Here is a 24,222-nt window from a genome sequence, read left to right as displayed (position 1 = left end):
CTGATCCGGCCTACAAACGGCAACATTGTACCGATACTGTAGGCCGGATGAGCGTCAGCGCCATCCGGCGTTTTTGTTTACAGCAGATCGAAACGATCCAGGTTCATTACTTTCACCCATGCCGCCACAAAGTCCTTCACGAACTTCTCGTGGGCATCGCTGCAGGCATAAACTTCAGCCACTGCACGCAGTACAGAGTTAGAACCAAACACCAGATCGGCGCGAGTTGCGGTGTATTTTACTTCGCCGCTCAGACGGTCACGACCTTCAAACAGCTCTTGTGACTCATCAACCGCTTTCCATTCGTTACGCATATCCAGCAAATTGACGAAGAAGTCAGTGCTGAGTACGCCAGGACGATCGGTAAAGACGCCGTGCTGACTACCATCGAAGTTGGTGCCCAGTACGCGCATACCACCCACCAGCACGGTCATTTCCGGTGCGGTTAGCGTCAGCTGCTGCGCTTTATCAATCAACAGAGACTCAGTGGTTGAAACGTCAGGGCGAGAACGATAGTTACGGAACCCGTCCGCAATTGGCTTGAGCAGCTCAAACATCTCAATATCCGTTTGATCCTGACGCGCATCCACGCGGCCCGGCGCAAAAGGAACATTGATGCTGACACCCGCAGCGCTTGCGGCCTGCTCCACGCCTACAACACCAGCCAGCACGATAATATCGGCCAACGACGCAGTATGGGCTGATTTATAGATGCCCTCTAACACTGGCAGTACGCGTGCCGCGGTAGCATTCACATCCCAACCACGCTGTGGGTCGAGCGCCAGACGAGCGCCATTCGCGCCGCCACGTTTATCTCCGCCGCGGAAGGTCGATGCAGAGGCCCATGCCACCGAAACCAGCTCGCCTACGGACAGCCCGGAAGCCGCAATGGTCGCCTTCAAATTAAGAATATCTTCTTCGCTTGGGTTGAAGAACGCATGCGGCAGCGGATCTTGCCAAATCAGATCTTCTTTTGGCACTTCCGGTCCGATGTAACGCGCTTTCGGCCCCATATCGCGGTGCGTCAGTTTAAACCATGCACGAGCAAAGGCTTCGTTGAACGCCTGCGGATCGTTGAGGAAACGACGAGAGATCTTCTCGAACTCAGGATCGAAACGCAGCGTCAGGTCGGTGACCAGCATTGTCGGCTTGCGTTTTTTCTCAGGATCAAACGGATCGGGGATAATCTCCGGCGCATCCACCGCTTCGAACTGGATAGCACCTGCCGGGCTGCGAGTCTGTACCCACTCATATTTGAACAGGTTCTCGAAGAAATAGTTGCTCCACTGGGTCGGCGTTTGCGTCCAGACCACTTCCAGGCCGGAAGTAATCGCGTCTGCACCCGCGCCGCTACCGTAGCTGCTGGCCCAGCCTAAGCCTTGCGCTTCAATCGGCGCGGATTCAGGATCGGCCCCTACGTGTGAAGCAGGTGCTGCGCCGTGAGTTTTACCTAATGTATGACCGCCGCCAATCAGCGCCACGGTTTCTTCGTCGTTCATCCCCATGTTACCGAAGGTCGCGCGAATCGCCGCGGCCGCAGAAAGCGGTTCGCCACTGTGATCCGGCCCTTCCGGGTTAACATAGATAAGACCCATTTCGGTTGCGCCCAACGGCGCTTTTGCCAGCTCTTCAGGATGACGGTGGGTTAGCCAGGCCTTTTCATCACCCCAGTTTACGTCGAGGTCCGGTTCCCAGACATCTTCACGACCCGCGCCAAAACCGAAGGTACGGAAGCCTGAGTTTTCCAGCGCCACGTTACCGGCGAGAATAAACAGGTCGGCCCAGGAGATTTTCTGACCATATTTCTGCTTGATTGGCCACAGCAGACGACGCGCTTTATCAAGACTCACGTTGTCCGGCCAGGAATTCAGTGGTGCAAAACGCTGCTGTCCACGACCCGCGCCACCGCGTCCATCGATGGAACGATAGGTCCCTGCGCCGTGCCATGCCATACGGATAAACAAACCGGCATAAGAGCCCCAGTCAGCAGGCCACCACGGTTGAGATTCGGACAGAAGGGCTCTGAGATCCCCTTTCAGGGCAGAGTAGTCAAGTTTGCTAAATTCTTTGCGGTAGTCGAAGTCCTCACCCAGCGGGTTCGAACGATTGGAATGTTGGTTCAAAAGATCAACGCGGAGTTGATTAGGCCACCAGTCGCGGTTATTTCTTCCTGCTCCCGCGCTGTGATCCGGCCCGCCCTGATGGAAAGGACACTTACCGGCAGTTGATGCGTTCTGGCTATCGTCGGACATGCTCATCTATATGCTCCCTTTACAGTGTTCTGACTACGATATACACCACCAGAGATTAGATATAGTCGAAATAACCCACAGATTCGATAGCCAGATCCTTTTATATTTTTAGTTACAGAGATGTAGATCAAAATGATCAATAAAAAACCCTCCGTAGAGGGCTGATGGACTGATTATGCCGGTCTTACTCCCAGCGTGTGACAAATTGCGTAGCTCATTTCGGCGCGATTGAGAGTATAGAAATGGAAATCTTTCACCCCTTCGCGGCTGAGAATTTTCACCATATCCATGGCGATGTTTGCGCCCACCAGCTTGCGGGTTTCCGCATCGTCATCCAGGCCAGCAAACATGGTCGACATCCACGCCGGAATGCGGACGTTGGTCATGTCAGCAAATTTTTTCGCCTGTTTAAAGTTAGATACCGGCAGGATACCCGGAATAATTTCCACATCGATACCCGCAGACACGCAGCGATCGCGAAAACGCAGATAGCTTTCTACATCGAAGAAAAATTGGGTGATCGCGCGATTCGCTCCGGCATCAACTTTACGCTTCAGGTTCAGCAGATCGGCCTGAGCGCTCTTCGCTTCCGGGTGCACTTCCGGGTAAGCCGCAACGGAGATATCAAAGTCCGCCACGTCTTTCAGCAGAGTCACCAGATCGGCAGCATACATATCCGGTTTGCCACCACCCGGCGGCAGGTCACCACGCAGGGCAACAATATGACGAATACCGTTATTCCAGTAATCCTGAGCAATGGTACGCAGTTCATCGCGGGTCGCATCAATACAGGTCAGGTGCGGCGCCGCTTCAAGCCCGGTACGATCCTTAATCCCTTTAATAATGCTATGCGTGCGGTCGCGCTCACCAGAGTTTGCACCGTAAGTGACCGAAACAAATTTCGGCTTCAGGCTGCTCAGGCGATCGATAGAGTTCCACAGGGTTTGCTCCATTTCACTGGTGCGCGGCGGGAAAAATTCGAAAGAAACGTTAATCTGCCCCTGTACTTCGGCCAGACTCTGATTCAGCGCTTCCCGCTGGTTGGCGTGAAAAAAGCTCATACCTTACCTCATCAATCTTTTGTCGTTATATGTTGTGTTGTGAACTGCTATACGTTTAGACGTCTAGATGTAAAAATGACGGAAAAGCACGCTGGCGTCAACACAAAAATCATCGTTAAAGGTGAGGAATACTCAGTCAACGTGAAAAAAATTCACATCAACCTGAAAGACCGAGGGATTGGTTCACAACCGTCTGCAACCACTGCAACGTTGCTTCGCTCTCAGGCAGCATCACCAATCCCACGTGGATACGCAATTCGGAATCGGTAAGCGGCAGAAATATCACGCCCTGACGCTGGATCGCGGAAAACGAGGCCGGGAGTAAACTCAGACCGTCGCCATGCGCGATCCGCGCCAGCAGCACGTCATGTTCCAGCGGCTCTTCGATACAGGCGGGAGAGTAACCGGCGCGGCGAAAAATATGTCGGGTGTAATCAAAAAAGGCAGGGTTCCGTTCGCGTTTAAACCAGAACAGTGGTCGGTGGTTCAGCGTCGTTAATGAGAGTGACGGCAGGCTCGCCTCTGGCCAGATCGCGGGTAATGCGGCAATCAACGGCTCTTGCCAGCCGAGTTGCATGACGGTAAGCCCGGGAGCCTCAAGCGGTAGCGCCACCAGCGCTGCATCCAGTTTTCCCCGACGAACCTGACGCACCAGCTCAGGCGAACCATGACGAACAATATGTAACTTCTCCGTCCGCCGGTTTAGCTGCGATTCAAGCGAAGCAAAAATACCTTGCTCAAACGCCGTACTTAGCCCCAGGCGTAGAGAGTGCTCCCCAGCTTGCGCTAACTGACTCAACGTCGCGCAGGTTTCTTCGTACATCGTCAGCAGCGGACGCACGATTTCCAATACGCGCAGACCGTCTTCCGTCAGCGTCAGTCCACGGGTATGACGGACAAAAAGCGGCATCCCCAGACGTTCTTCAAGCTGGCGAATATGGCGACTCAGCGGCGGCTGCGACATAAATAAACGCTGCGCCGCCCGGCTCATATTGTTCTCTTCCGCCACTACGGAAAAGTAACGCAGCAGGCGAATATCCAGAGAGTGCAAAGGCGATGTTGTCATACCGAAAAGGTATCACGGAAACGGTATTATCCCAATCATTCTGCACGCTCTATCCTCAGGCCATATACCAGACAAATGAGGAAGAGATTATGCATTCAGAACGCTTTATTACCGGTCAGAAGATGCTGCAAAAAGTCGATGGAAAAGGGGGCGATGCGGTCGTCGAAAGTCTGCAAGATATTGCGCCAGACTTCGCTCGCTACCTGCTCGAATTTCCTTTTGGCGACATCTATTCAAGACCGGGTCTGGATTTACGCAGTAGAGAGATTGCTACCGTCGCGGCGTTAACGGCGCTGGGCAATGCCGCCCCGCAATTGAAGGTGCATATTGGCGCGGCATTACACGTAGGCTTAACGCAGGATGAGATCGTTGAAGTGATTATGCAAATGGCCGTATACGCTGGCTTCCCCGCGGCACTCAACGGCTTGTTCGCCGCAAAAGAGGTGTTTGCCTCCCACAGAGGCTAAAACAACAGGCCAGCGGATATTCTGCTGGCCTGAACGCGTTACTTTTTCACATCTTCCACACGCATACCTTTCAGTTGTTCATCCGTCAGCGTATTTCCCGCTTTGAAATAATCAACGACGGCATTAGAGACATAGTAACCGCCGGATGTATTACGCGCTGTGCCTTCGGTGAAGGCCGTAAAACCATCACCGCCGTCTGCCAGGAAGCTATTGGTGGCAATGTGATAAACCACAGCATCCTCAATTGGCTTACCGTTAAGCGTCAATACGGTGACCCGCTGGCCAACCGGTTTGCTGCTGTCGTACTTCATCTCAAACCCTTTGGAGACCTGCAGTACGCCATTGCTTAACCCCGCGCCGTGCTCCATCAAACTACGCAGCTGCTTACCGGTAAGATCCATCGTAGACAGCTCGTTCGGGAACGGGAAGGTACTAATAACTGCGCCCATCGTAATCGCACCTGACGGGATTTCATTCCGAATGCCACCTGAGTTTGTAAGCGCTAACTGGGTATCTTTACCCGCCGCAGCCAGTAATGCATCTGCGGCCAGATTTCCCAACGAGGAGGATTCCCCGTAAGCACGCGTCAGCTCAACCGGAGAGTTGGCAACCGTCTGCTGCACAACCTCATCAAGCTTTTTATTCCAGCCATCAATCACCTGTTTCGTCTGCGGATCGGGTTTCCACTCATCGGCGTAGATAGTTTTCAGCTCGAAATTTTTCACGGTAAATTGATGCGGCTTTTGTTGGTAATCCAATACCAGTTTACCGACATCAATACCGCCGCTGTCGGTAGAGAGAATCAAGGTATTACCGACTTTAATCGGCTCTGGCGTGCCCACATGCGCATGGCCGGTGATCAGGATATCCAGGCCATGCACCTGGCCTGCAGTCTGGATATCTTTATCCAGCGCACGACGCACATCTGTACTTCCCTGGCTGGACTGACGCGCCGGCGTACCTTCGTGGATCAACGCCACCGTCAGATCCACCTTACCTTTTAATTCATCGATATAACGTTGCAGCCACTTCACCTCATCTCGCGCCTCAATGCCCACGCGCGTCGAAGCAGAAACCGTATCATCAAAAGCAAACACGCCGTGCAGGCCAATAACGCCAATCTTCACGCCATCTTTTTCAATGATGGTCCAGGGCTTATCCCAGAACATTTTGCTGCTGTTCTGGTAAAAGATATTGCCCTGCACAATGGGGAATTTCGCCTGACTCAGTTGCAACAACGTATTATCCCAGCCGTGATCGAACTCATGATTACCCATGGTGACGGCATCGAAATTCATCGTATTCATGATATCGATAATCGCCTTGCCCTTTGTCAGGCTGCTGATGTACGGCCCGGTGAAGTAATCACCCGCGTCAAAGAACCAGGTCGCGCTATTTTTCGCTTTTTCCTGCTTCACCATCGTCGTGATATTGGCCCAACCGCCAATATCGCGTGTGCCATTAGCAATCCACGGGACTTTATAAGGTTCGACGTGGGCATGGAGATCGTTGGTATAGATAATCGTGACATCTTTCGCTGACGCCCATAACGGCAGCGATACCAGAACACCGACAGCAAGCATTTTTAACTTCATAATCAATCCCTTTCAGTCATATAAAGAATCGCTACGTTACGTTCTGAAAGGTTTTTTTATGTGAGAAGACTCACACCCATCGGTAATAGTTGCAGGGCAAAATCAACGACCATTAAAAATCGTTGGTAATGCGATGACTTCTCTGTTCACCATCAACTGTTGCAAGTCTTTTGGCTGCAAAAATCTGGGGTTGGCAAACTCGGTTGATTACAGCTGGCCCGATTACCGGCTGGGCTACGCCGCTCTGCACTGCCAGGCATGCGGCAGTTATCCCCCGCTGTTTAACGCTGAACATTTCCGCGCCTGGTTGGCCGCCTGTTTTACGCATTTTGCGGTTAACAGTGGTCTTTTTTGCCCAAATTGCTACCAACGGGCACCGATCCGATATGGACATAACCCACAGGGAACCCAGCGCGTACAGTGCCGGAGCTGTAGAAAAGTGTGGACCCCCAGACAACCGCCATCGACGGCCATTGAGCCGCCAGAACAAATAGTGACGGTGCCGCTGATCGTCCCTTTTCAGGGCGCAAGTGCAGATCAGAAACTGTATGTATTATTCAGTTTTGATGCTATTCGCGGCAATATTTTGCATATTTCCAGCAACTTCACTCCTCATTCTGTTGGCGATTCATTAGTTTACCGCTGGCGTGGTATGGTCGAGGCCACAGCGAATCATGATGATGTTATCCAGCGTGTAAATCAGCGAGAAACGCAGTTTTTACGCCGTAGCCAATTTGACGAAATTCAGTACGGCAGCGCGATGCTCAAACGTAACGCCAGCGGTGAGATTTTACGCCCGGTCATTACTGCGCATGGGCATTTCCGCGTCCTGAGCCATCTCTGGCCAACGGTTAAAACGCACATCATCGCCCACGAATGCTTTCTGCGCGGCGCTGTGATTACCGCATGGTCGGAACAGTTTCGCGAACATCACGCCTCGCTTTGGTTTGTGGATGAAGAAATGGGTGACGATCAACACACCAGGTCCTGGCAATTACTGGGCAAAAGTTATCAGGGATGGTGGCAAAACCAGTGGCAGATTTGGCAACAGAGCAACAGGCGTAAAATGGTGTGTTTGTTAACGGAGGGGCTGGTTGAAAAAGGGGCCTCGATAACGCTGAGGGCAAGTCATCATTTTATCGCCTGGCTACAGCAACAGCCGGAATTTCGGGATAGCGCCCGTTACTCAGCCCATGCGGTGTTTCAGACGATAAGGACGCTGACGGAGAAATACAACATCCTGCTCACCCAGTGCGATGTGCCCGGTGGCGCTACCGCTTCCCGGGCCTACGGTTCGTGTCATAGCCAGACCGGATAAGCGTAAGCGCCATCCGGCAACGCAAACTACAGCAGTTGCGCCAGACGGTTGATGTCAGACTGGATGGCTCCGGCGGTCACGTCGCGGCCTGCTCCAGGTCCGCGGATCACCAGCGGGTTATCGCGATACCAGCGGCTTTCAATGGCGAACACATTATCGCACGGCAACAATGCCGCCAGCGGATGCTCAGGACGTACCGCTTCAACACCCACACGTGCTTTACCGTTAGCGTCAAAACGCGCCACATAGCGCAGCACCAGCCCCATTTCACGCGCCGCCTCCAGACGCTGCACCATCTGCTCGTTCAGTTCATCGCCATTTTCAAAGAAATGGTCAATCGAGCCTTCTTCGCAATGCGCAGGCACCAGCGACTCCACGCGAACCTGATCCGGCTCGATGTCGTAACCCGCTTCACGCGCCAGAATCACCAGCTTGCGCATCACATCCTTGCCGGAAAGATCCACCCGCGGGTCTGGTTCGGTCAGCCCCTGCTGCCACGCCTGATCCACCAGGTCGGTGAACGGCACCGTGCCATCAAATTGCAGGAACAGCCACGACAACGTGCCAGAGAAGATCCCGCTGATCGACAGAATGGTATCTCCGCTATCAATCAGATCGCGCACGGTATGGTTGATCGGCAAACCTGCGCCCACGGTGGCGTTATACAGCCAGTGACGACCGGTTTTTTCAAACGCATCATGGATTTGGCGATACTTATTACTGCTGCTCGCACCCGCCAGTTTGTTGGCGCTGATAACATGAAAACCGTGGCTGGCGAAATCCAGATATTGATCCGCCAACTGCTCGCTGGCGGTTACGTCCAGCACCACTAAATCATCATACGGGTGGGCGCGCATCCACAGGAACAGCGACTCTTCATCCTGTTCCACTGCCTCATCATCAAAGAAGGCCAACGCGCGGCTGGCATCCAGTCCTTCATAATTCAGCAGGCTACGGCGGCTATCGACCACGCCCGCCAGCACGAACTCTAATCCGGTACGCGCCGAGAGCGTACTTTGCTCACGGGCGAATAGCTCCAGCCAACGTGATCCAATATTCCCCTTCCCGAACAACACCAGGCCAATACGTTTTTCCGCGCGGAAAATTGACTGATGCAGACCCTGAATCAGGCTCTCCGTCGGTCCGGTACGCAGTACGGCGACCAGGCTGATGCCCTCCTCCGACTGCCAGGTGAATTCGACCGGCTGACCTTTCAGTTGCTGCCAGAAGCGGTGGCAGTGCAGCGGGTTACGGGTGACGCCCGCCCCGACCATCGCCACCAGCGCCAGCCCTTGACGCAGACGCAGCTCGCCCGGCAATCCGGCCTCATCAAGAATTCTCAACGCGCCGTCAGCGACTTCGGAGGTATAGCAAAATTGCAGCAGTTGGCGATCGGGATGCACACCAACCGCCAGCGGACGCACCTGGGTGCGTTTTAAAATCTGGTCTACCTCTTTGTGGGCCAGCTTAAAGTCCTGACCGCTGGGAACCTGAAACTCAATCAGGCAGACGTCATCATGACTGGTCACGATACGCGCCCCGGTGCCTGAAGCCAGCACGCGTTCAATACGCGTTGAACCTTGCTCAGGCGTATAGCTACAACGCAACTGGAGATCGATATCACTGCCGGAAACCGGCTGTAGGGTACGGGCATGGAGGACCGGAGCCGCCAGACGCGCCAGCTCGCTGGCTTCATCCAGACGCAGCAGCGGCAGCAGGCAGGCATCTTTCACTTTACGCGGATCCGCGCTGTAAACCCCGGCGACATCGCTCCAGATGGTTACGCGGGACACCCCGGCCAGCGCGCCAACCTGGGTCGCCGAGTAGTCAGAGCCATTACGTCCCAGCAGTACCGTTTCACCGGCGTTGTTCCGGCTAATAAAGCCGGTAACGACCAGGCGTTTACCCGGATGTTGCGCCAGCAGTTGCTGCAGCAATGGGTAAGAAAGCCCCTCATCCACCTGCGGCTGAGCGCTACGCTCCGCCCGTAAAAAATCGCGCGCATCCAGCCAGGCCGATTCCAGACCTTGTTGGTTAAGGACGGCAGACATCAAACGCGCCGACCACACCTCACCGTGTCCGACGACTTCGGCATAGACGGCATCGTTCACCCCACTGTCGAGTAACCCGGCCAGACGCTCCAGATCGTGAATAAACGCACCGATCAGGCCGTCGGCCACTTCTGGTGGTAACAAACCGCTAATCAGCTCGCTCTGATAGCGACGTAACGTCTGCTGAACCTGATGCGCAGAAAGACGATCGGTCTGGCTTAACTTCAGCCAGCTAATCAACTGGTTAGTGGTACTGCCTGCGGCTGAAACAACCATCATGTCATCAGGCTGCGAGTACTCCGCCATAATGCCTGCGACGCGCAAATAACATTTCACATCAGCCAGACTACTACCACCAAATTTGTGCAGTTGACGACCCTTCGCCCCTGCCTGCGCAATCACACTCATGTTTACCCCTTGTTTGCAGCCCGGAAGCCATTTTCCAGGTCGGCAATTAAATCTTCGCCATCTTCAATACCGGTGGAGATACGCAGCAGCGTTTCCGAAATCCCTGCTGCCGCGCGCGCTTCTGGTGCCATTCCCGCGTGTGTCATGGTTGCGGCGTGGGAGATCAGACTTTCAACGCCTCCTAACGATTCCGCCAGCGTAAACAATGACAGCCCGCCAAGGAAGCGGCGCAGCGTTTGCTCATCGCCATCCAGTTCAAAACTCAGCATCGCGCCAAAGCCTTTTTGCTGACGAGCAGCAATCTCATGCCCCTGGTTATCCGGCAATGATGGGTGATACAGTTTTTTCACCAGCGGCTGCGTTTGCAGATAATCGACAATCGCCTGAGCATTACGTTGCGCCACCTCCATACGAGGTGACAGAGTACGCAGGCCGCGCAACAGCAGATAACTATCAAACGCGCCGCCGGTCACGCCAATATTATTCGCCCACCATGCCAGTTCAGTGACCGTTTCCGGATCTTTCGCTATCACCACACCAGCCACCACGTCTGAGTGACCGTTTAAATATTTCGTGCATGAATGCAACACCAGATCGGCGCCCAATGCCAGTGGATTTTGCAGTGCCGGGCTTAAAAAAGTGTTGTCTACCACGCTGACTGCACCAGCTTCACGCGCCAATTGACAGATTTTCGCAATATCCACCACGCGTAGTAGTGGGTTGCTTGGGCTTTCTACCAGCACCAGCTTTGGTTTTTCCGCCAGCGCCGCCTGCAAAGCCCGCTCATCGCCTTGATCGACAAACAGAACGCGATAACAGCCACGCTTTGCCAGACTGTCAAACAGGCGATAGCTGCCGCCGTAACAGTCGTGCGGCGCGACCAGCAGATCGCCAGGCTTCAGGAATACCGTGGTTACCAGATGAATCGCCGACATGCCGGTATTGGTCAGTACCGCGCCCGCGCCCCCTTCCAGTTCTGCCAACGCGCGCTGAACGACATCGCGCGTCGGGTTACCGCGGCGTGAATAGTCATGGGCGCGAGGCTCATTAAAACCGGTAAAGTTATAGGTACTGGAGAGGTGAATCGGTGGGACAACGCAACCGTACTGTTCGTCGTCATTTAATCCGCTACGCACTGCGATGGTGGCCTGTTTACGCGTCATATTGAGGAGATCCTGGCTGAGTCGGTGAAAAGTCAGGCACCAGATTAATCATAGTTACGATAGCCGTCAATACATCTGGACATCTAAACTTCTTTGCGTATAGATTGAGCAAACCGCAAATAGCCGTTAAAATTATATGCATTAGCGTACATCCGCGTCGGCTTACTTCGTGTCAGGGCCGCGCCACTACGATAAACTACGCGCAATTATGGTCCGGGCTCAGGTTCTGGCCTCAATATTAATGACGAAGAGGATTAGGTATCTCATGGCTGAATGGAGCGGCGAATATATCAGCCCATACGCTGAGCACGGTAAGAAGAGTGAGCAAGTCAAAAAAATTACGGTTTCCATTCCTCTGAAAGTGTTAAAAATCCTTACCGATGAACGCACGCGTCGTCAGGTGAACAACCTGCGCCACGCCACCAACAGCGAACTGCTGTGTGAAGCGTTTCTGCATGCTTTTACCGGGCAACCATTACCCAACGATGACGACCTGCGTAAAGAGCGCAGTGATGAAATCCCGGAAGAAGCAAAGGTAATCATGCGTGAACTGGGTATCAACCCGGAAACGTGGGAATACTGATTGTTGAAGACAGATGAGAAAAGGCGGGATTGCTCCCGCCGTTTCTCGCTGAGTTACTTACTGATACCATTGATTTTATTCAATGTCTCTTCCATTTTAAGCGTTTCTTTACGGTTCAATGGATAGCAATAAATCAGAATAACCGCCGCCAAAAACAGACACAAAGCCGGCAGGAGATTCGCCATCGTATAAATATTTTCCTGCACGATGCTGGTTTGCACAGCACCACCCGTTGAGGAAGATTGATAACCAATGATGGCTAGCATAAAGCCGCCAATAGCCCCGGCGCACGCCTGACCAACCTTGCGGGCAAAGAAGTTCACGCCATAAACGGTACCATCCTCACGATCGCCGGTGACATACTGGTGATAATCACAAACATCGGTCATAAACGCCCATATCATCAGGTTGAATAACCCCGCCCCCAGCGTCGCCAGGAACAGGAAAACCAAATAGACTTTCGCGTCGGTAATGTGGACGAAGTACATAATCAGATACATCGCTACCGCAAAGAGCAGCGCGCCTACGCTAGCTTCTTTTTTACCAAACCGCTTCGTGAGCCAGGATGCCGATGGTGCCAGCAAAACCAGGGAACCAAAGGTAAACAGCAACGCGACTGACATCGCCTCTTTATTGTGGAAATAGTCATTAAACAGGTAAGTCATGTTGGTACCAGACAACCCCTGATTAATCACGATCAGCAGATCCACTACAACCAGAACAATCAGTGCCTTGTTGCGTAACAACCCCTTCAGCAGTACCGACACGGGCATGCTCTCTTTTCTTTCCACACGTACGCGTTCTGTCGTTAGCTGACAGGTCAGGGTTAAAAAGATAAAGCCCAGCACTGCGCAACCAATAGCAATCCAGAAGAAATGCTGCCCGGAAATCACCTGGCTTCCGTCCACCAGGGTGGTGTACATCAGGATTGGAATAAAAAAGCCGGTTGCCCCGCCGCCGATCGCAGACCCAACGCTGCGCCAGGTTGAGAGCGAAACACGATCTTCCGGGTTCGAGCTAATCGCCGCAGACATGGCACCATACGGAATACTGACCGTCGATAATAATGAACCGTAGATAAAATAGGAGCAGCAGATGTAGATAATTTTTGCCGTATAAGAGAAATCATTCACAAATGGCAGAAACAGGACGACCGCAATAATGCAGAACGGATACTTCATACGGCGCACCCACGGGTTAAACCGTCCATGTATCGTTAGTTTAGAGGTATCACATAAACGCCCGACGCCAACGTCGACAAACGCATCAAAGAGTTTGGTCACAAAATAGAGCGAGCCTACAATAACGCCGGAAATACCGAGTACGTTGGTGTAATAAATCATTAAAAAACTGTTTACCAGTCCAAGAATAAAACAGGTTCCGAGGTCGCCACACAAATAACCAAATTTATCTCTTAATCCGAAAGGCCTGACAGCAATAGTTTGATTACTTCCGATTATCGTTCCATCATTAGACATGATGTCAACTCCTTAGACTCATTATTCACGCAAACTATATGTATATACCGATACTCAGCGTAATAAACTGCAATGCAGAATATTAACGGTCAGAAGTTATAACCGAGGCCGACACGATAACGAGTCTGGCGATCGTCTGTGGTGGTGGTATTATAACCGGAGGAAACGTTACCAACCTCAACAAATGGAATCCAGGAACCTATGTTATAAGCCACACGGAAGTTATATTCATAATCATCTTTCCGGTTGTTATATAAGTCTTCGCTATCGGCAATTTTATAAATCCCGTTAAGCTCAAACATCCAGTCATGAATGTTATAACCGAGCCATGCTTCCGGACGGTAGACCATGCGGTCATCCTTGCCGTCAGTGTTTCGACGCGTGTACTCCTGACGATAGCGGAACGCAGTCCACCAGCGGTCATTGATATTGTACTGCACGCGGATATAAGGTTTATAAATCGTGATGTTATCGCCCGTTTCGATCGCAATACCCGGCTGCCAGATAAGATCCCGCCAGGTAAACTGGTAGCTTGCCGTATACTCGTTGCCATTACTTTCCATATTATTCCACGCATCATTAGATTGCGTATCTTCGGAACGTGAAATGGCTTCGACTGCTACACCAAAACCAGTTGCAAAACGATGAGACATATAAACACGATCGTAATTACGCCCATCGTCATAATATTCATGACGATAATCAACATAACCCGCTTGCGCGGTCACAGAGAATAATGGAATCAGTAATAACGCAGATTTAAATTTCATGACAATCCCTCTTCACACTAAATCAAGAAAATTACCCATCTCGTTCCGTCCATTAATGGGAAACGATGAAGGATTAAGAATAATTTTATATTTCCACGAAAGTGTATTTTAGAAAGAAAGCAGAAACCTTTGGTATTTTGCCAACAATTGGCATGAGTGGCAGAAATCAGAAGATAAAAATGACGCAGATCACCAGTAGAAACATTTTACCTAAAAAATAAAAACGCTGTTTTATTTATTAAATAAAAGACACTATTCAACAAATCAATATAAATTTCAGTCTTCAAGCGCAGATACAAAAAAAGCGCCATAAGGCGCTTTTTTCTGACAGCTGAAACTTATTTGCTGCCTGGGATGCTGAAACGCTTGTTGAAGCGATCAACACGGCCACCGGTAGCAACATCACGCTGCTTGCCAGTATAGAACGGGTGGCACTGACCGCACACGTCCAGGTTCAGATCGTGACCGACGGTAGAGCGGATTTTCATGACGTTACCGCAAGAGCAGTTTGCAGTAATTTCTTCGTATTTCGGGTGAATATCTTTTTTCATGGGAAAACCTCGGTTTAAGGCCGCGTCGCTCTTCCAGCCCTAACGCCAGACACCACGCGATGTTAATAGTATAGTTTTGACGCAATCAATTTGCATCAAAGGCGGCGAATCATACAGAAATTAACCTGCTCATGCAAACTGATCCGCATTCTACCCTCCACTAATGTGTATACTAACCCGCCAGATTTCAAGTCAGGATGATTCAATGCCCGTTGCGCACGTTGCCTTACCCGTTCCGCTACCTCGCACCTTTGACTACCTCCTGCCCGAAGGCATGAGCGCCAAAGCCGGGTGTCGTGTACGCGTGCCTTTTGGCAAGCAGCAGGAGCGCGTGGGCATCGTCCTTTCCGTCAGCGAGCACAGCGAACTGCCGCGGAGCGAATTAAAAGCCGTTCTCGAAGTGCTGGACAGCGAACCGGTCTATTCGACCTCCGTCTGGCGTCTGCTGTTGTGGGCAGCTGACTATTATCATCATCCTATTGGCGACGTGCTGTTTCATGCCCTGCCGATTCTGCTACGCCAGGGACGCCCGGCTAGCAACGCGCCTATGTGGTACTGGTTTGCCACTGAAGAGGGCCAGGTTATTGATCTCAACGGCCTGAAGCGCTCTCCCAAGCAGCAGCAGGCGCTGGCAGCATTACGCCAGGGAAAAATCTGGCGCGACCAGGTGGCAGAGCTGGAATTTAATGACGCCGCCTTGCAGGCGCTGCGTAAAAAAGGCCTGTGCGATCTGGCAAGCGAAACGCCAGGCTTTAGCGACTGGCGTACGCACTACGCGGTTTCCGGTGAGCGTCTGCGGCTGAACACCGAGCAGGCTACCGCCGTCGGGGCGATCCACAGCGCCTCGGACAGTTTTAGCGCCTGGCTATTAGCGGGCGTGACGGGATCGGGTAAAACAGAAGTCTATTTAAGCGTACTGGAAAATGTGCTCGCCCAGGGCAAACAGGCACTGGTAATGGTGCCGGAGATTGGCCTGACGCCGCAAACTATTGCCCGTTTTCGCGAGCGCTTCAATGCGCCGGTAGAAGTCCTGCACTCTGGTTTAAATGACAGTGAACGTCTTTCGGCATGGCTGAAGGCGAAAAATGGCGAAGCGGCGATTGTTATTGGCACGCGCTCGTCGCTGTTTACGCCGTTTAAAAATCTGGGCGTGATTGTCATCGACGAAGAGCACGACAGCTCTTATAAACAGCAGGAAGGCTGGCGCTATCATGCGCGAGACCTCGCGGTTTACCGCGCCCATAGCGAACAAATTCCCATCATTCTCGGCTCAGCCACCCCAGCGCTGGAAACACTGTGCAACGTGCGGCAGAAAAAATACCGCATGCTGCGCCTGACGCGCCGCGCCGGGAATGCGCGTCCAGCCACCCAGCACGTGCTGGATCTGAAAGGTCAGCAGGTGCAGGCCGGACTCGCCCCTGCGCTTATCACTCGTATGCGTCAGCACTTGCAGGCGGATAACCAGGTGATCCTGTTTTTAAACCGCCGGGGCTTTGCTCCTGCCCTGCTGTGCCACGACTGTGGCTGGATTGCTGAATGCCCGCGCTGCGATCACTACTACACGCTGCATCAGGCGCAGCACCATCTGCGCTGCCACCACTGCGACAGTCAACGTCCGATACCGCGTCAGTGCCCTTCCTGCGGCTCAACGCATATGGTTCCGGTAGGACTCGGCACCGAACAGCTTGAGCAAGCTCTGGCGCCTTTTTTCCCCGGCGTGCCAATCTCACGCATCGATCGCGACACGACCAGCCGTAAAGGCTCGCTGGAGCAGCATCTGGCGGAAGTACACCGCGGCGGCGCGCGAATCCTGATCGGCACGCAAATGCTGGCAAAAGGCCACCATTTCCCGGACGTCACCCTGGTGGCGCTGCTGGACGTTGACGGCGCGCTGTTCTCCGCAGATTTCCGGTCGGCAGAACGCTTCGCCCAGCTTTATACGCAGGTTTCCGGGCGTGCCGGGCGCGCCGGGAAACAGGGCGAAGTGGTGCTGCAAACGCACCACCCTGAACATCCGCTGCTGCAAACCTTGCTGTATAAAGGTTATGACGCATTTGCTGAGCAAGCGCTGGCCGAGCGGCAAACGCTCCAGCTTCCCCCATGGACCAGCCATGTCATCGTGCGGGCAGAAGATCACAACAACCAGCATGCGCCGATGTTCTTGCAGCAGTTGCGAAATCTGATTCAGGCCAGTCCGCTGGCCGATGAAAAACTGTGGGTGTTAGGCCCGGTTCCCGCGCTGGCCCCCAAACGTGGCGGTCGCTATCGCTGGCAAATTTTGTTGCAGCACCCGTCGCGAATTCGCCTGCAGCATATCGTCAGCGGCACGCTGGCGCTGATCAATACGTTACCCGATGCACGTAAGGTTAAATGGGTGCTGGATGTCGATCCCATCGAGGGATAATCCCTCACGATGCGAGGCGGATCGTAAAATTAAATATCCATCACACTTTTTATGAAAATTCTGTAACCGCTTCCATTCACTATCTGATAAAAATGTTTCAGATGAAGGTTATCCAGGGACGAGTCTGTGCCAGCCGCCCTGGCGAGGAGAAAGAGTGAAACCGAATAAGCAGGTTGCCGCCGCTACGATGAAAGATGTTGCTCTGAAGGCGAAAGTCTCAACGGCAACCGTATCCCGCGCATTAATGAACCCAGACAAAGTTTCGCAGTCAACCCGTAACAAGGTTGAGCAGGCTGCTCTGGAAGTGGGATATCTACCTCAATCGATGGGACGCAACGTAAAGCGTAATGAGTCACGTACCATCCTGGTGATTGTGCCCGATATCTGCGATCCTTTTTTTAGCGAAGTCATTCGTGGCATAGAAGTCACCGCCGCAGAACAGGGATATCTGGTGCTTATCGGCGATTGCGCGCACCAGAATCAGCAGGAAAAGACCTTTCTTAACCTCATTATCACCAAGCAGATCGATGGTATGGTGCTGCTCAGCTCGCGCCTGCCGTTTGATGCCAGCGTGGAAGAGCAGCGTAATTTACCGCCGATGGTTATGTCCAACGAGTTCGCGCCAGAGCTGGAACTCCCCACCGTGCACATTGATAACCTCACCGCCGCCTTTAACGCGATGAACTATCTGCTGGAACTGGGACATAAACGCATTGGCTGTATCGCCGGACCAGAGGATATGCCGCTGTGCCATTACCGTCTGCAAGGTTACGTTCAGGCACTGCGCCGCAACGGAATTACGGTCGATCCGCATTTCATCGCGCGCGGGGACTTTACCTATGAAGCGGGAGCCAATGCGCTTAAACAGCTCCTGGCGCTACCACAGCCGCCTACCGCGGTCTTTTGTCACAGCGATGTCATGGCGCTTGGTGCCCTCTCTTACGCCAAACGTCAGGGCCTGAAGGTGCCCGACGATTTATCGATCATTGGCTTTGATAACATTTCGCTCGCGGAATTTTGTGATCCACCCCTGACAACCGTCGCACAGCCGCGTTTCGATATCGGACGTGAAGCTATGCTGTTACTGCTCGATCAATTACAAGGCCAGAACGTCAGCAGTGGCTCACGTTTACTGGACTGCGAGCTTATTATTCGGGGTACAACCCGGGCACTGACGTAAAGTAAAGTGCTTTCGGACTCCCCTGTCTGGTCAAAGGCCCGCCGCTTAAGTAACATGGCGGGCTGACGAACGAATAAATACAGCGAAACGATAGTGGCACAACGAGATTATGTACGTCGCGGCCAACCGGCACCTTCGCGGCGCAAAAAGAGCACATCACGGAAAAAACAACGCAATACACCTGCGGTATCGCCCGCTATGGTTGCTATTGCTGCAGCCGTACTCGTGACCTTTATCGGTGGTCTGTACTTCATTACGCATCACAAGAAAGAAGAGTCCGAAACGCTGCAAAACCAGAAAGTCACCGGCAATGGCATTCCACCAAAACCGGAAGAGCGCTGGCGATACATCAAAGAGCTGGAAAGCCGTCAGCCTGGCGTACGCGCGCCTACCGAACCGTCCGCCGGCGGCGAGGTGCTGAACGCCGACCAGTTAACCAATGAGCAGCGCCAGTTGTTGGCGCAGATGCAGGCTGATATGCGTCAACAGCCAACGCAGCTCAACGAAGTACCATGGAACGAACAAACGCCTGAGCAACGCCAGCAAACGCTGCAGCGTCAGCGTCAGGTGCAACAGCAGCAGTGGAACACTACGCAGCAGCAGGCTCAACAGCCACGCCAACGGGCAACGGAACAGCCGTACCAGCAGCCGCAAACGCGTACGGCGCAAACCGCACCGGTACAACAGCCGAAACCGCAGCCAAAACCGGCGGCGCAACAGCCGTATCAGGATCTGCTGCAAACGCCTGCGCATACCACCGCCGCTCAGCCGAAAACGCAACCGGCCGCGCCAATAACGAATGAAACGCAACCACCAAAACAGACGGCTGAGAAAAAAGATGAACGCCGCTGGATGGTTCAGTGCGGGTCATTTAAAGGCGCTGAGCAGGCAGAAACCGTGCGCGCACAGCTGGCCTTCGAAGGATTCAACTCGCGTATCACCACCAACAACGGCTGGAATCGCGTGGTCATTGGTCCGGTCAAAGGCAAAGAGAATGCTGACAACACCATCAGCCGCCTCAAGGTTGCTGGTCACACAAACTGCATTCGACTCGCTACTGGGGGTTGAAACCCCCAAAATCCCCCCCATCTATACTTGCATTACGCCCCGCATCCTGTGCGGGGCCTGTATTCTGCATTTGTAACCAAGGGGTCTGCTCGTGACAACAATAGTAAGCGTACGCCGTAACGGCCATGTGGTAATCGCCGGTGATGGTCAGGCCACACTGGGTAACACCGTAATGAAAGGCAACGTGAAGAAAGTCCGCCGTCTGTATAACGACAAAGTCATTGCGGGCTTTGCGGGCGGTACTGCGGATGCATTCACGCTGTTCGAACTGTTCGAACGCAAGCTGGAAATGCACCAGGGTCACCTGGTGAAAGCGGCCGTTGAACTGGCCAAAGACTGGCGTACCGACCGTATGCTGCGCAAACTCGAAGCGCTGCTGGCCGTCGCAGATGAAACGGCATCACTCATCATCACCGGTAACGGCGACGTCATCCAGCCAGAAAACGATCTGATTGCCATCGGCTCCGGCGGTCCCTACGCCCAGGCTGCTGCACGCGCTCTGCTGGAAAACACCGAGCTTGGCGCGCGCGAGATTGCTGAGAAAGCGTTGGATATTGCAGGGGATATCTGCATTTATACCAACCACTTCCATACCATCGAAGAATTGAACTCCAAAGCGTAAGGATCCCCCATGTCTGAAATGACCCCACGCGAAATTGTCAGCGAACTGAACAAACACATCATTGGCCAGGATAACGCTAAGCGTTCCGTGGCGATTGCCCTGCGTAACCGCTGGCGCCGTATGCAGCTCAACGAAGAGTTGCGCCATGAAGTGACGCCGAAAAATATTCTGATGATTGGCCCGACCGGCGTCGGTAAAACCGAAATCGCCCGTCGTCTGGCAAAACTGGCCAACGCGCCATTCATCAAAGTTGAAGCAACCAAATTCACCGAAGTTGGCTATGTTGGTAAAGAAGTTGACTCGATCATCCGCGATCTGACAGATGCTGCCATTAAGATGGTTCGCGTTCAGGCAATCGAGAAAAACCGCTTCCGCGCTGAAGAGATGGCGGAAGAGCGCATTCTCGACGTGCTAATCCCACCGGCTAAAAATAACTGGGGACAGTCTGAGCAGCCGCAAGAACCTTCTGCTGCGCGTCAGGCGTTCCGTAAAAAACTGCGCGAAGGCCAGCTCGACGATAAAGAGATCGAAATCGATCTCGCCGCCGCACCGATGGGCGTTGAAATCATGGCGCCTCCGGGTATGGAAGAGATGACCAGCCAGCTGCAGTCCATGTTCCAGAACCTGGGCGGTCAGAAGCAAAAACCGCGTAAGCTGAAAATCAAAGACGCGATGAAGCTGCTGATTGAAGAAGAAGCGGCCAAACTGGTCAACCCGGAAGAGCTGAAACAGGAAGCAATCGACGCCGTTGAGCAGCACGGGATCGTGTTTATCGATGAAATCGACAAAATCTGTAAGCGCGGCGAATCCTCTGGTCCGGACGTGTCCCGTGAAGGCGTACAGCGCGACCTGCTGCCGCTGGTTGAAGGCTGCACGGTCTCTACCAAGCACGGCATGGTGAAAACCGATCACATTCTGTTTATCGCTTCTGGCGCATTCCAGGTCGCTAAACCGTCTGACCTGATTCCGGAACTGCAGGGTCGTCTGCCGATTCGCGTTGAACTCCAGGCGCTGACCACCAGCGATTTTGAGCGTATCCTGACCGAACCGAATGCCTCCATCACCGTTCAGTACAAAGCGCTGATGGCGACCGAGGGTGTGGACATTAACTTCACCGAATCGGGCATTAAACGCATTGCTGAAGCGGCCTGGCAGGTTAACGAGACCACCGAAAACATCGGTGCGCGTCGTCTGCACACCGTTCTCGAGCGTCTGATGGAAGATATTTCCTATGATGCGAGCGATTTGAACGGCCAAAGCATCACAATTGATGCCGAATATGTGAGCAAACATCTGGATGCGCTGGTCGCAGATGAAGATCTGAGCCGTTTTATCCTATAATCGCGTTCAATGCATTTTCATCACTGTTGATGGGGCTGATAAAGCCCCATTTTTATTGGCGCTAAATATGACTGAACAACAACAAATTAGCCGCTCACAAGCCTGGCTGGAAAGTTTACGACCTAAGACCTTACCGCTCGCCTTCGCGGCGATCATCGTCGGTACGGCATTAGCATGGTGGCAAGGATACTTCGATCCGCTGGTTGCTCTGCTGGCATTAATTACGGCGGGACTGCTGCAAATTCTGTCCAATCTCGCTAACGACTATGGCGATGCCGTCAAAGGCAGCGACAAGCCCGACCGCATTGGACCGCTGCGCGGTATGCAAAAAGGGGTTATCACCCAACAGCAGATGAAGCGCGCGCTGATTGTCACCGTGGTGTTGATCTGTCTGTCGGGTCTGGCCCTGGTTGCTGTGGCCTGTCACACGCTGGCGGATTTTGTCGGTTTCCTGGTGCTCGGGGGCCTGTCGATTATCGCCGCGATCACTTACACCGTGGGTAATCGCCCTTACGGATATATCGGTCTGGGCGATATTTCCGTGCTGGTATTCTTCGGCTGGCTCAGCGTGATGGGAAGCTGGTATTTGCAGGCACATACGCTGATTCCGGCGCTGATTCTGCCTGCCACCGCCTGCGGCCTGCTGGCAACCGCCGTGCTCAACGTCAACAATCTGCGCGATATCAACAGCGACAGGGAGAATGGCAAGAACACGCTGGTCGTGCGTTTAGGCGCCGTCAATGCCCGCCGATATCATGCCTGCCTGCTGATGGGTACGCTGGTCTGCCTGGCGCTGTTTAACCTGTTCTCGCTGCAAAGCCTGTGGGGATGGCTGTTTATTCTTGCCGCTCCGCTGCTTTTCAAACAGGCACGTTACGTGATGCGTGAGATGAACCCTGAGGCAATGCGCCCGATGCTGGAACGCACCGTAAAAGCGGCACTATTAACTAACCTGCTGTTTGTCGTTGGGATTTTCTTAAGTCAGTGGTCTCTTTAACTGACAAATATCAATTAACAATTTCAATTTTTAGAATCGCATAACACCTCGCAACCCTTACAAATAGAGGGGCGCGAGGTTTTTCCATGTTTTTTATATTTTCCGGGGATACCAACGAACGGTAAACACCGTGACCTATAAGTCCTAAAATCAGCGTTTCCCAGCTTACTTAACCGATCACGGGGTCTGACGCCCAACCGTACGATCTCGTACAGTTGCTCCCCAAACCAGGGGCTTAACGCTAGAAGCGGCGTAACCGCAGTTTGTAACAATTTCGGATATTTCCCGCATTTTTTAACACGGAAAAATTTACTTTAAGGCGTATTAAGGTGTTTTTACCAATGGATGATGTCTCCAATGATAATGGAAATGAACGATATAGACCGGGGCGGGTTACGACTGTTAACGCTTGGTGAGATTAACCTGGCCCGTACCCTCTACGCTTTCACCCTCCGCTATAACGAAGTCTGGATCCACCGCAGCAGCTATCTACCTTTCAACCTCCAAAAGAACGACTACGCCATGACGCCCAACGGCGAATTGTACTTTCAGGAAGGTACTTATGAGCCTGACTTTTCACAGCCGCATGTTAATAACGATCGCGTTGGTGGGCAGCATCTTTTTTTACATGAAATGATGCACGTCTGGCAGCATCAGCGCGGGATGATGGTAAGGATGCGGGGACTGTTCTCTTGGGCAGTTGATTACTATTACACGTTGGATAAGGCCATACTCTTGGATTACGGCTTAGAGCAGCAGGCTGCAATGGTGGCTGATTATTGGCTGCTTAAAACGTATGAATTCGGCAACCGCTCTGATTTGTATCGCCTCAAGGATTACGATCCATCTGAGCCTGTCCTTAGCCTCATATCCCGCTATGAGAAAGTATTAGGGAGGTTCCCGCATTGAAACACTACTTTCTCATTCCTGCCTTTTTTGCGCTGGCTGGGTGTGGCGCTGGCGACAGCGTTCCCCCATGGCGTAGTTTCCCTATTATAAATAATTCGCTTTGCTTCTCTGTTAATAAATCGGACGTTCTGAGCCGATACGGCGTTTATTCTGAGCAGGGGAATGAATACAAGACATTGGCGGAAAATTCGCATGTAGCACTCTCCTATCCTGAAACGTGCTTAAAAATACCGATAACGCCGGGCTATATCTATGCGGCTTCATACACGTTGAACGGAAAGAATTACCGTTACAACTTTTTCATTGACAGAAACGGGCAAATATTAAGCACAAAATGACGAGATCTATATAATGTCATTACCAGCTTATATGTATATTTATGATGAAAATGGACAGCTGATCAAAGGCAGTTGCATGGCGCTGGGCCGTGAGGGTGCAATTGAAATCATGAACAGCAGTTACGGTGTGTACCAAAACACATGCCGCAACACTGGTAAGCTGATGGGTTCGCGCGAACACAACGCTTTTACCCTGCACAAAGAGAGCGATAAGACCTCGCCATATTTTGCGGTTGCAGTCTGCCAAAGTAAGCAGCTGCAAAAGGCAGTAATCCACTATTACGACATCAACGAGGCGGGTGTCGAATACGAGATTTACCGAATTACGCTTAACAACATCGTAATCATGTCCGTCAATGCTGCTCATGCTTATATGCCGGGTTCCCACACTCCGGGCATAATGGAAAATATCGCCATCACCTACTCAGGCATTGAGTGGTTTTATATCGAAGGGAATATCAAATACGATGATGACTGGAGCCGCCCGGTTGGTTACAACCAGCAGCAGAGGTAAATCGAATTGGCAGGCAGAGATGCTGAAATAAAGACCACTTAGCAGACTGCCTGCAATACTCGTCGCTATTCCCGAACACGCTTACT

General features: G+C 52.6%; 21 protein-coding genes. 12 read left to right on the top strand and 9 right to left on the bottom strand.

What is annotated here, in order from left to right:
- Positions 1-77: 77 nt before the first annotated feature.
- The 3 genes from katG to ACVXHP_RS22970 all read right to left on the bottom strand — a co-directional run bounded on the left by katG (position 78) and on the right by ACVXHP_RS22970 (position 4,379).
- Complete coding sequence (gene katG / locus ACVXHP_RS22980; RefSeq protein ID WP_200009442.1) at positions 78-2,258, bottom strand: catalase/peroxidase HPI; 2,181 nt, start codon at positions 2,256-2,258, stop codon at positions 78-80.
- A 167-nt stretch (positions 2,259-2,425) separates the two neighbouring features.
- Positions 2,426-3,313, bottom strand: coding sequence for a methylenetetrahydrofolate reductase (metF, locus tag ACVXHP_RS22975; RefSeq protein ID WP_047025885.1), 888 nt, complete (start codon positions 3,311-3,313; stop codon positions 2,426-2,428).
- A gap of 157 nt (positions 3,314-3,470) precedes the next feature.
- A complete protein-coding gene (locus ACVXHP_RS22970) occupies positions 3,471-4,379 on the bottom strand; it encodes a LysR family transcriptional regulator (RefSeq protein ID WP_447572228.1) in 909 nt (302 codons plus the stop codon).
- Between the two features lie 89 nt (positions 4,380-4,468).
- Here ACVXHP_RS22970 and ACVXHP_RS22965 point away from each other — a divergent pair, with 89 nt between their 5' ends.
- Complete coding sequence (locus ACVXHP_RS22965; RefSeq protein WP_087856665.1) at positions 4,469-4,846, top strand: carboxymuconolactone decarboxylase family protein; 378 nt, start codon at positions 4,469-4,471, stop codon at positions 4,844-4,846.
- 38 nt (positions 4,847-4,884) lie between these two features.
- Here the strand turns inward: ACVXHP_RS22965 and ACVXHP_RS22960 are convergent, their stop codons facing one another.
- Positions 4,885-6,441 (bottom strand): bifunctional metallophosphatase/5'-nucleotidase, encoded by a 1,557-nt coding sequence (locus tag ACVXHP_RS22960; RefSeq protein ID WP_200009444.1) that lies wholly within the window; start codon positions 6,439-6,441, stop codon positions 4,885-4,887.
- Between the two features lie 133 nt (positions 6,442-6,574).
- On the opposite strand from ACVXHP_RS22960, the gene ACVXHP_RS22955 reads away from it, so the two are divergent.
- Positions 6,575-7,759 carry a cytoplasmic protein gene (locus ACVXHP_RS22955; RefSeq protein WP_447572227.1) on the top strand — a complete coding sequence of 395 codons (1,185 nt, stop codon included), beginning with the start codon at positions 6,575-6,577 and terminating at the stop codon, positions 7,757-7,759.
- 26 nt (positions 7,760-7,785) lie between these two features.
- Here the strand turns inward: ACVXHP_RS22955 and metL are convergent, their stop codons facing one another.
- Positions 7,786-10,218 carry a bifunctional aspartate kinase/homoserine dehydrogenase II gene (gene metL / locus ACVXHP_RS22950; RefSeq protein WP_200009446.1) on the bottom strand — a complete coding sequence of 811 codons (2,433 nt, stop codon included), beginning with the start codon at positions 10,216-10,218 and terminating at the stop codon, positions 7,786-7,788.
- Between the two features lie 2 nt (positions 10,219-10,220).
- Positions 10,221-11,381, bottom strand: a complete 1,161-nt coding sequence (metB, locus tag ACVXHP_RS22945; protein ID WP_042313378.1) for a cystathionine gamma-synthase — start codon at positions 11,379-11,381, stop codon at positions 10,221-10,223.
- Between the two features lie 265 nt (positions 11,382-11,646).
- Here metB and metJ point away from each other — a divergent pair, with 265 nt between their 5' ends.
- Positions 11,647-11,964 carry a met regulon transcriptional regulator MetJ gene (gene metJ, locus ACVXHP_RS22940; protein ID WP_003825168.1) on the top strand — a complete coding sequence of 106 codons (318 nt, stop codon included), beginning with the start codon at positions 11,647-11,649 and terminating at the stop codon, positions 11,962-11,964.
- Positions 11,965-12,017: 53 nt separating this feature from the next.
- On the opposite strand, the gene ACVXHP_RS22935 is transcribed toward metJ, so the two are convergent.
- The 3 genes from ACVXHP_RS22935 to rpmE form a co-directional block, all read right to left on the bottom strand.
- Positions 12,018-13,442, bottom strand: a complete 1,425-nt coding sequence (locus ACVXHP_RS22935; RefSeq protein ID WP_447572226.1) for an MFS transporter — start codon at positions 13,440-13,442, stop codon at positions 12,018-12,020.
- 89 nt (positions 13,443-13,531) lie between these two features.
- Positions 13,532-14,212 carry an oligogalacturonate-specific porin KdgM family protein gene (locus ACVXHP_RS22930; RefSeq protein ID WP_447572225.1) on the bottom strand — a complete coding sequence of 227 codons (681 nt, stop codon included), beginning with the start codon at positions 14,210-14,212 and terminating at the stop codon, positions 13,532-13,534.
- Between the two features lie 338 nt (positions 14,213-14,550).
- Positions 14,551-14,763 (bottom strand): 50S ribosomal protein L31, encoded by a 213-nt coding sequence (gene rpmE, locus ACVXHP_RS22925; protein WP_008787040.1) that lies wholly within the window; start codon positions 14,761-14,763, stop codon positions 14,551-14,553.
- A 205-nt stretch (positions 14,764-14,968) separates the two neighbouring features.
- On the opposite strand from rpmE, the gene priA reads away from it, so the two are divergent.
- The 9 genes from priA (at position 14,969) to ACVXHP_RS22880 (ending at position 24,136) form a co-directional block, all read left to right on the top strand.
- A complete protein-coding gene (gene priA, locus ACVXHP_RS22920; RefSeq protein WP_447572224.1) occupies positions 14,969-17,167 on the top strand; it encodes a primosomal protein N' in 2,199 nt (732 codons plus the stop codon).
- Between the two features lie 154 nt (positions 17,168-17,321).
- Positions 17,322-18,347 carry a DNA-binding transcriptional regulator CytR gene (gene cytR, locus ACVXHP_RS22915; protein WP_042313387.1) on the top strand — a complete coding sequence of 342 codons (1,026 nt, stop codon included), beginning with the start codon at positions 17,322-17,324 and terminating at the stop codon, positions 18,345-18,347.
- A gap of 93 nt (positions 18,348-18,440) precedes the next feature.
- Positions 18,441-19,415, top strand: coding sequence for a cell division protein FtsN (ftsN, locus tag ACVXHP_RS22910; protein WP_072055793.1), 975 nt, complete (start codon positions 18,441-18,443; stop codon positions 19,413-19,415).
- Between the two features lie 91 nt (positions 19,416-19,506).
- On the top strand, positions 19,507-20,037 hold the full coding sequence (gene hslV, locus ACVXHP_RS22905) for an ATP-dependent protease subunit HslV (RefSeq protein ID WP_003028805.1): 531 nt from the start codon (positions 19,507-19,509) through the stop codon (positions 20,035-20,037).
- Positions 20,038-20,046: 9 nt separating this feature from the next.
- Positions 20,047-21,378 carry an HslU--HslV peptidase ATPase subunit gene (hslU, locus tag ACVXHP_RS22900; protein WP_003028803.1) on the top strand — a complete coding sequence of 444 codons (1,332 nt, stop codon included), beginning with the start codon at positions 20,047-20,049 and terminating at the stop codon, positions 21,376-21,378.
- A gap of 67 nt (positions 21,379-21,445) precedes the next feature.
- Positions 21,446-22,375: a 1,4-dihydroxy-2-naphthoate polyprenyltransferase gene (gene menA, locus ACVXHP_RS22895; RefSeq protein WP_047025891.1), complete on the top strand. Its 930-nt coding sequence runs from the start codon at positions 21,446-21,448 to the stop codon at positions 22,373-22,375.
- 357 nt (positions 22,376-22,732) lie between these two features.
- A complete protein-coding gene (locus ACVXHP_RS22890) occupies positions 22,733-23,284 on the top strand; it encodes a type IV secretion protein Rhs (protein ID WP_447572223.1) in 552 nt (183 codons plus the stop codon).
- Positions 23,281-23,622, top strand: coding sequence for a putative T6SS immunity periplasmic lipoprotein (locus tag ACVXHP_RS22885; protein ID WP_220137863.1), 342 nt, complete (start codon positions 23,281-23,283; stop codon positions 23,620-23,622). The genes ACVXHP_RS22890 and ACVXHP_RS22885 overlap by 4 nt, the downstream gene beginning before the upstream one ends.
- Before the next feature lie 13 nt (positions 23,623-23,635).
- Positions 23,636-24,136 carry an Hcp family type VI secretion system effector gene (locus ACVXHP_RS22880; protein WP_447572222.1) on the top strand — a complete coding sequence of 167 codons (501 nt, stop codon included), beginning with the start codon at positions 23,636-23,638 and terminating at the stop codon, positions 24,134-24,136.
- The last annotated feature ends 86 nt before the right edge of the window (positions 24,137-24,222 follow it).

The sequence above is a fragment of the Citrobacter freundii complex sp. 2025EL-00176 genome, assembly GCF_053309355.1.
This window is presented reverse-complemented; position numbering and strand designations above follow the sequence as displayed.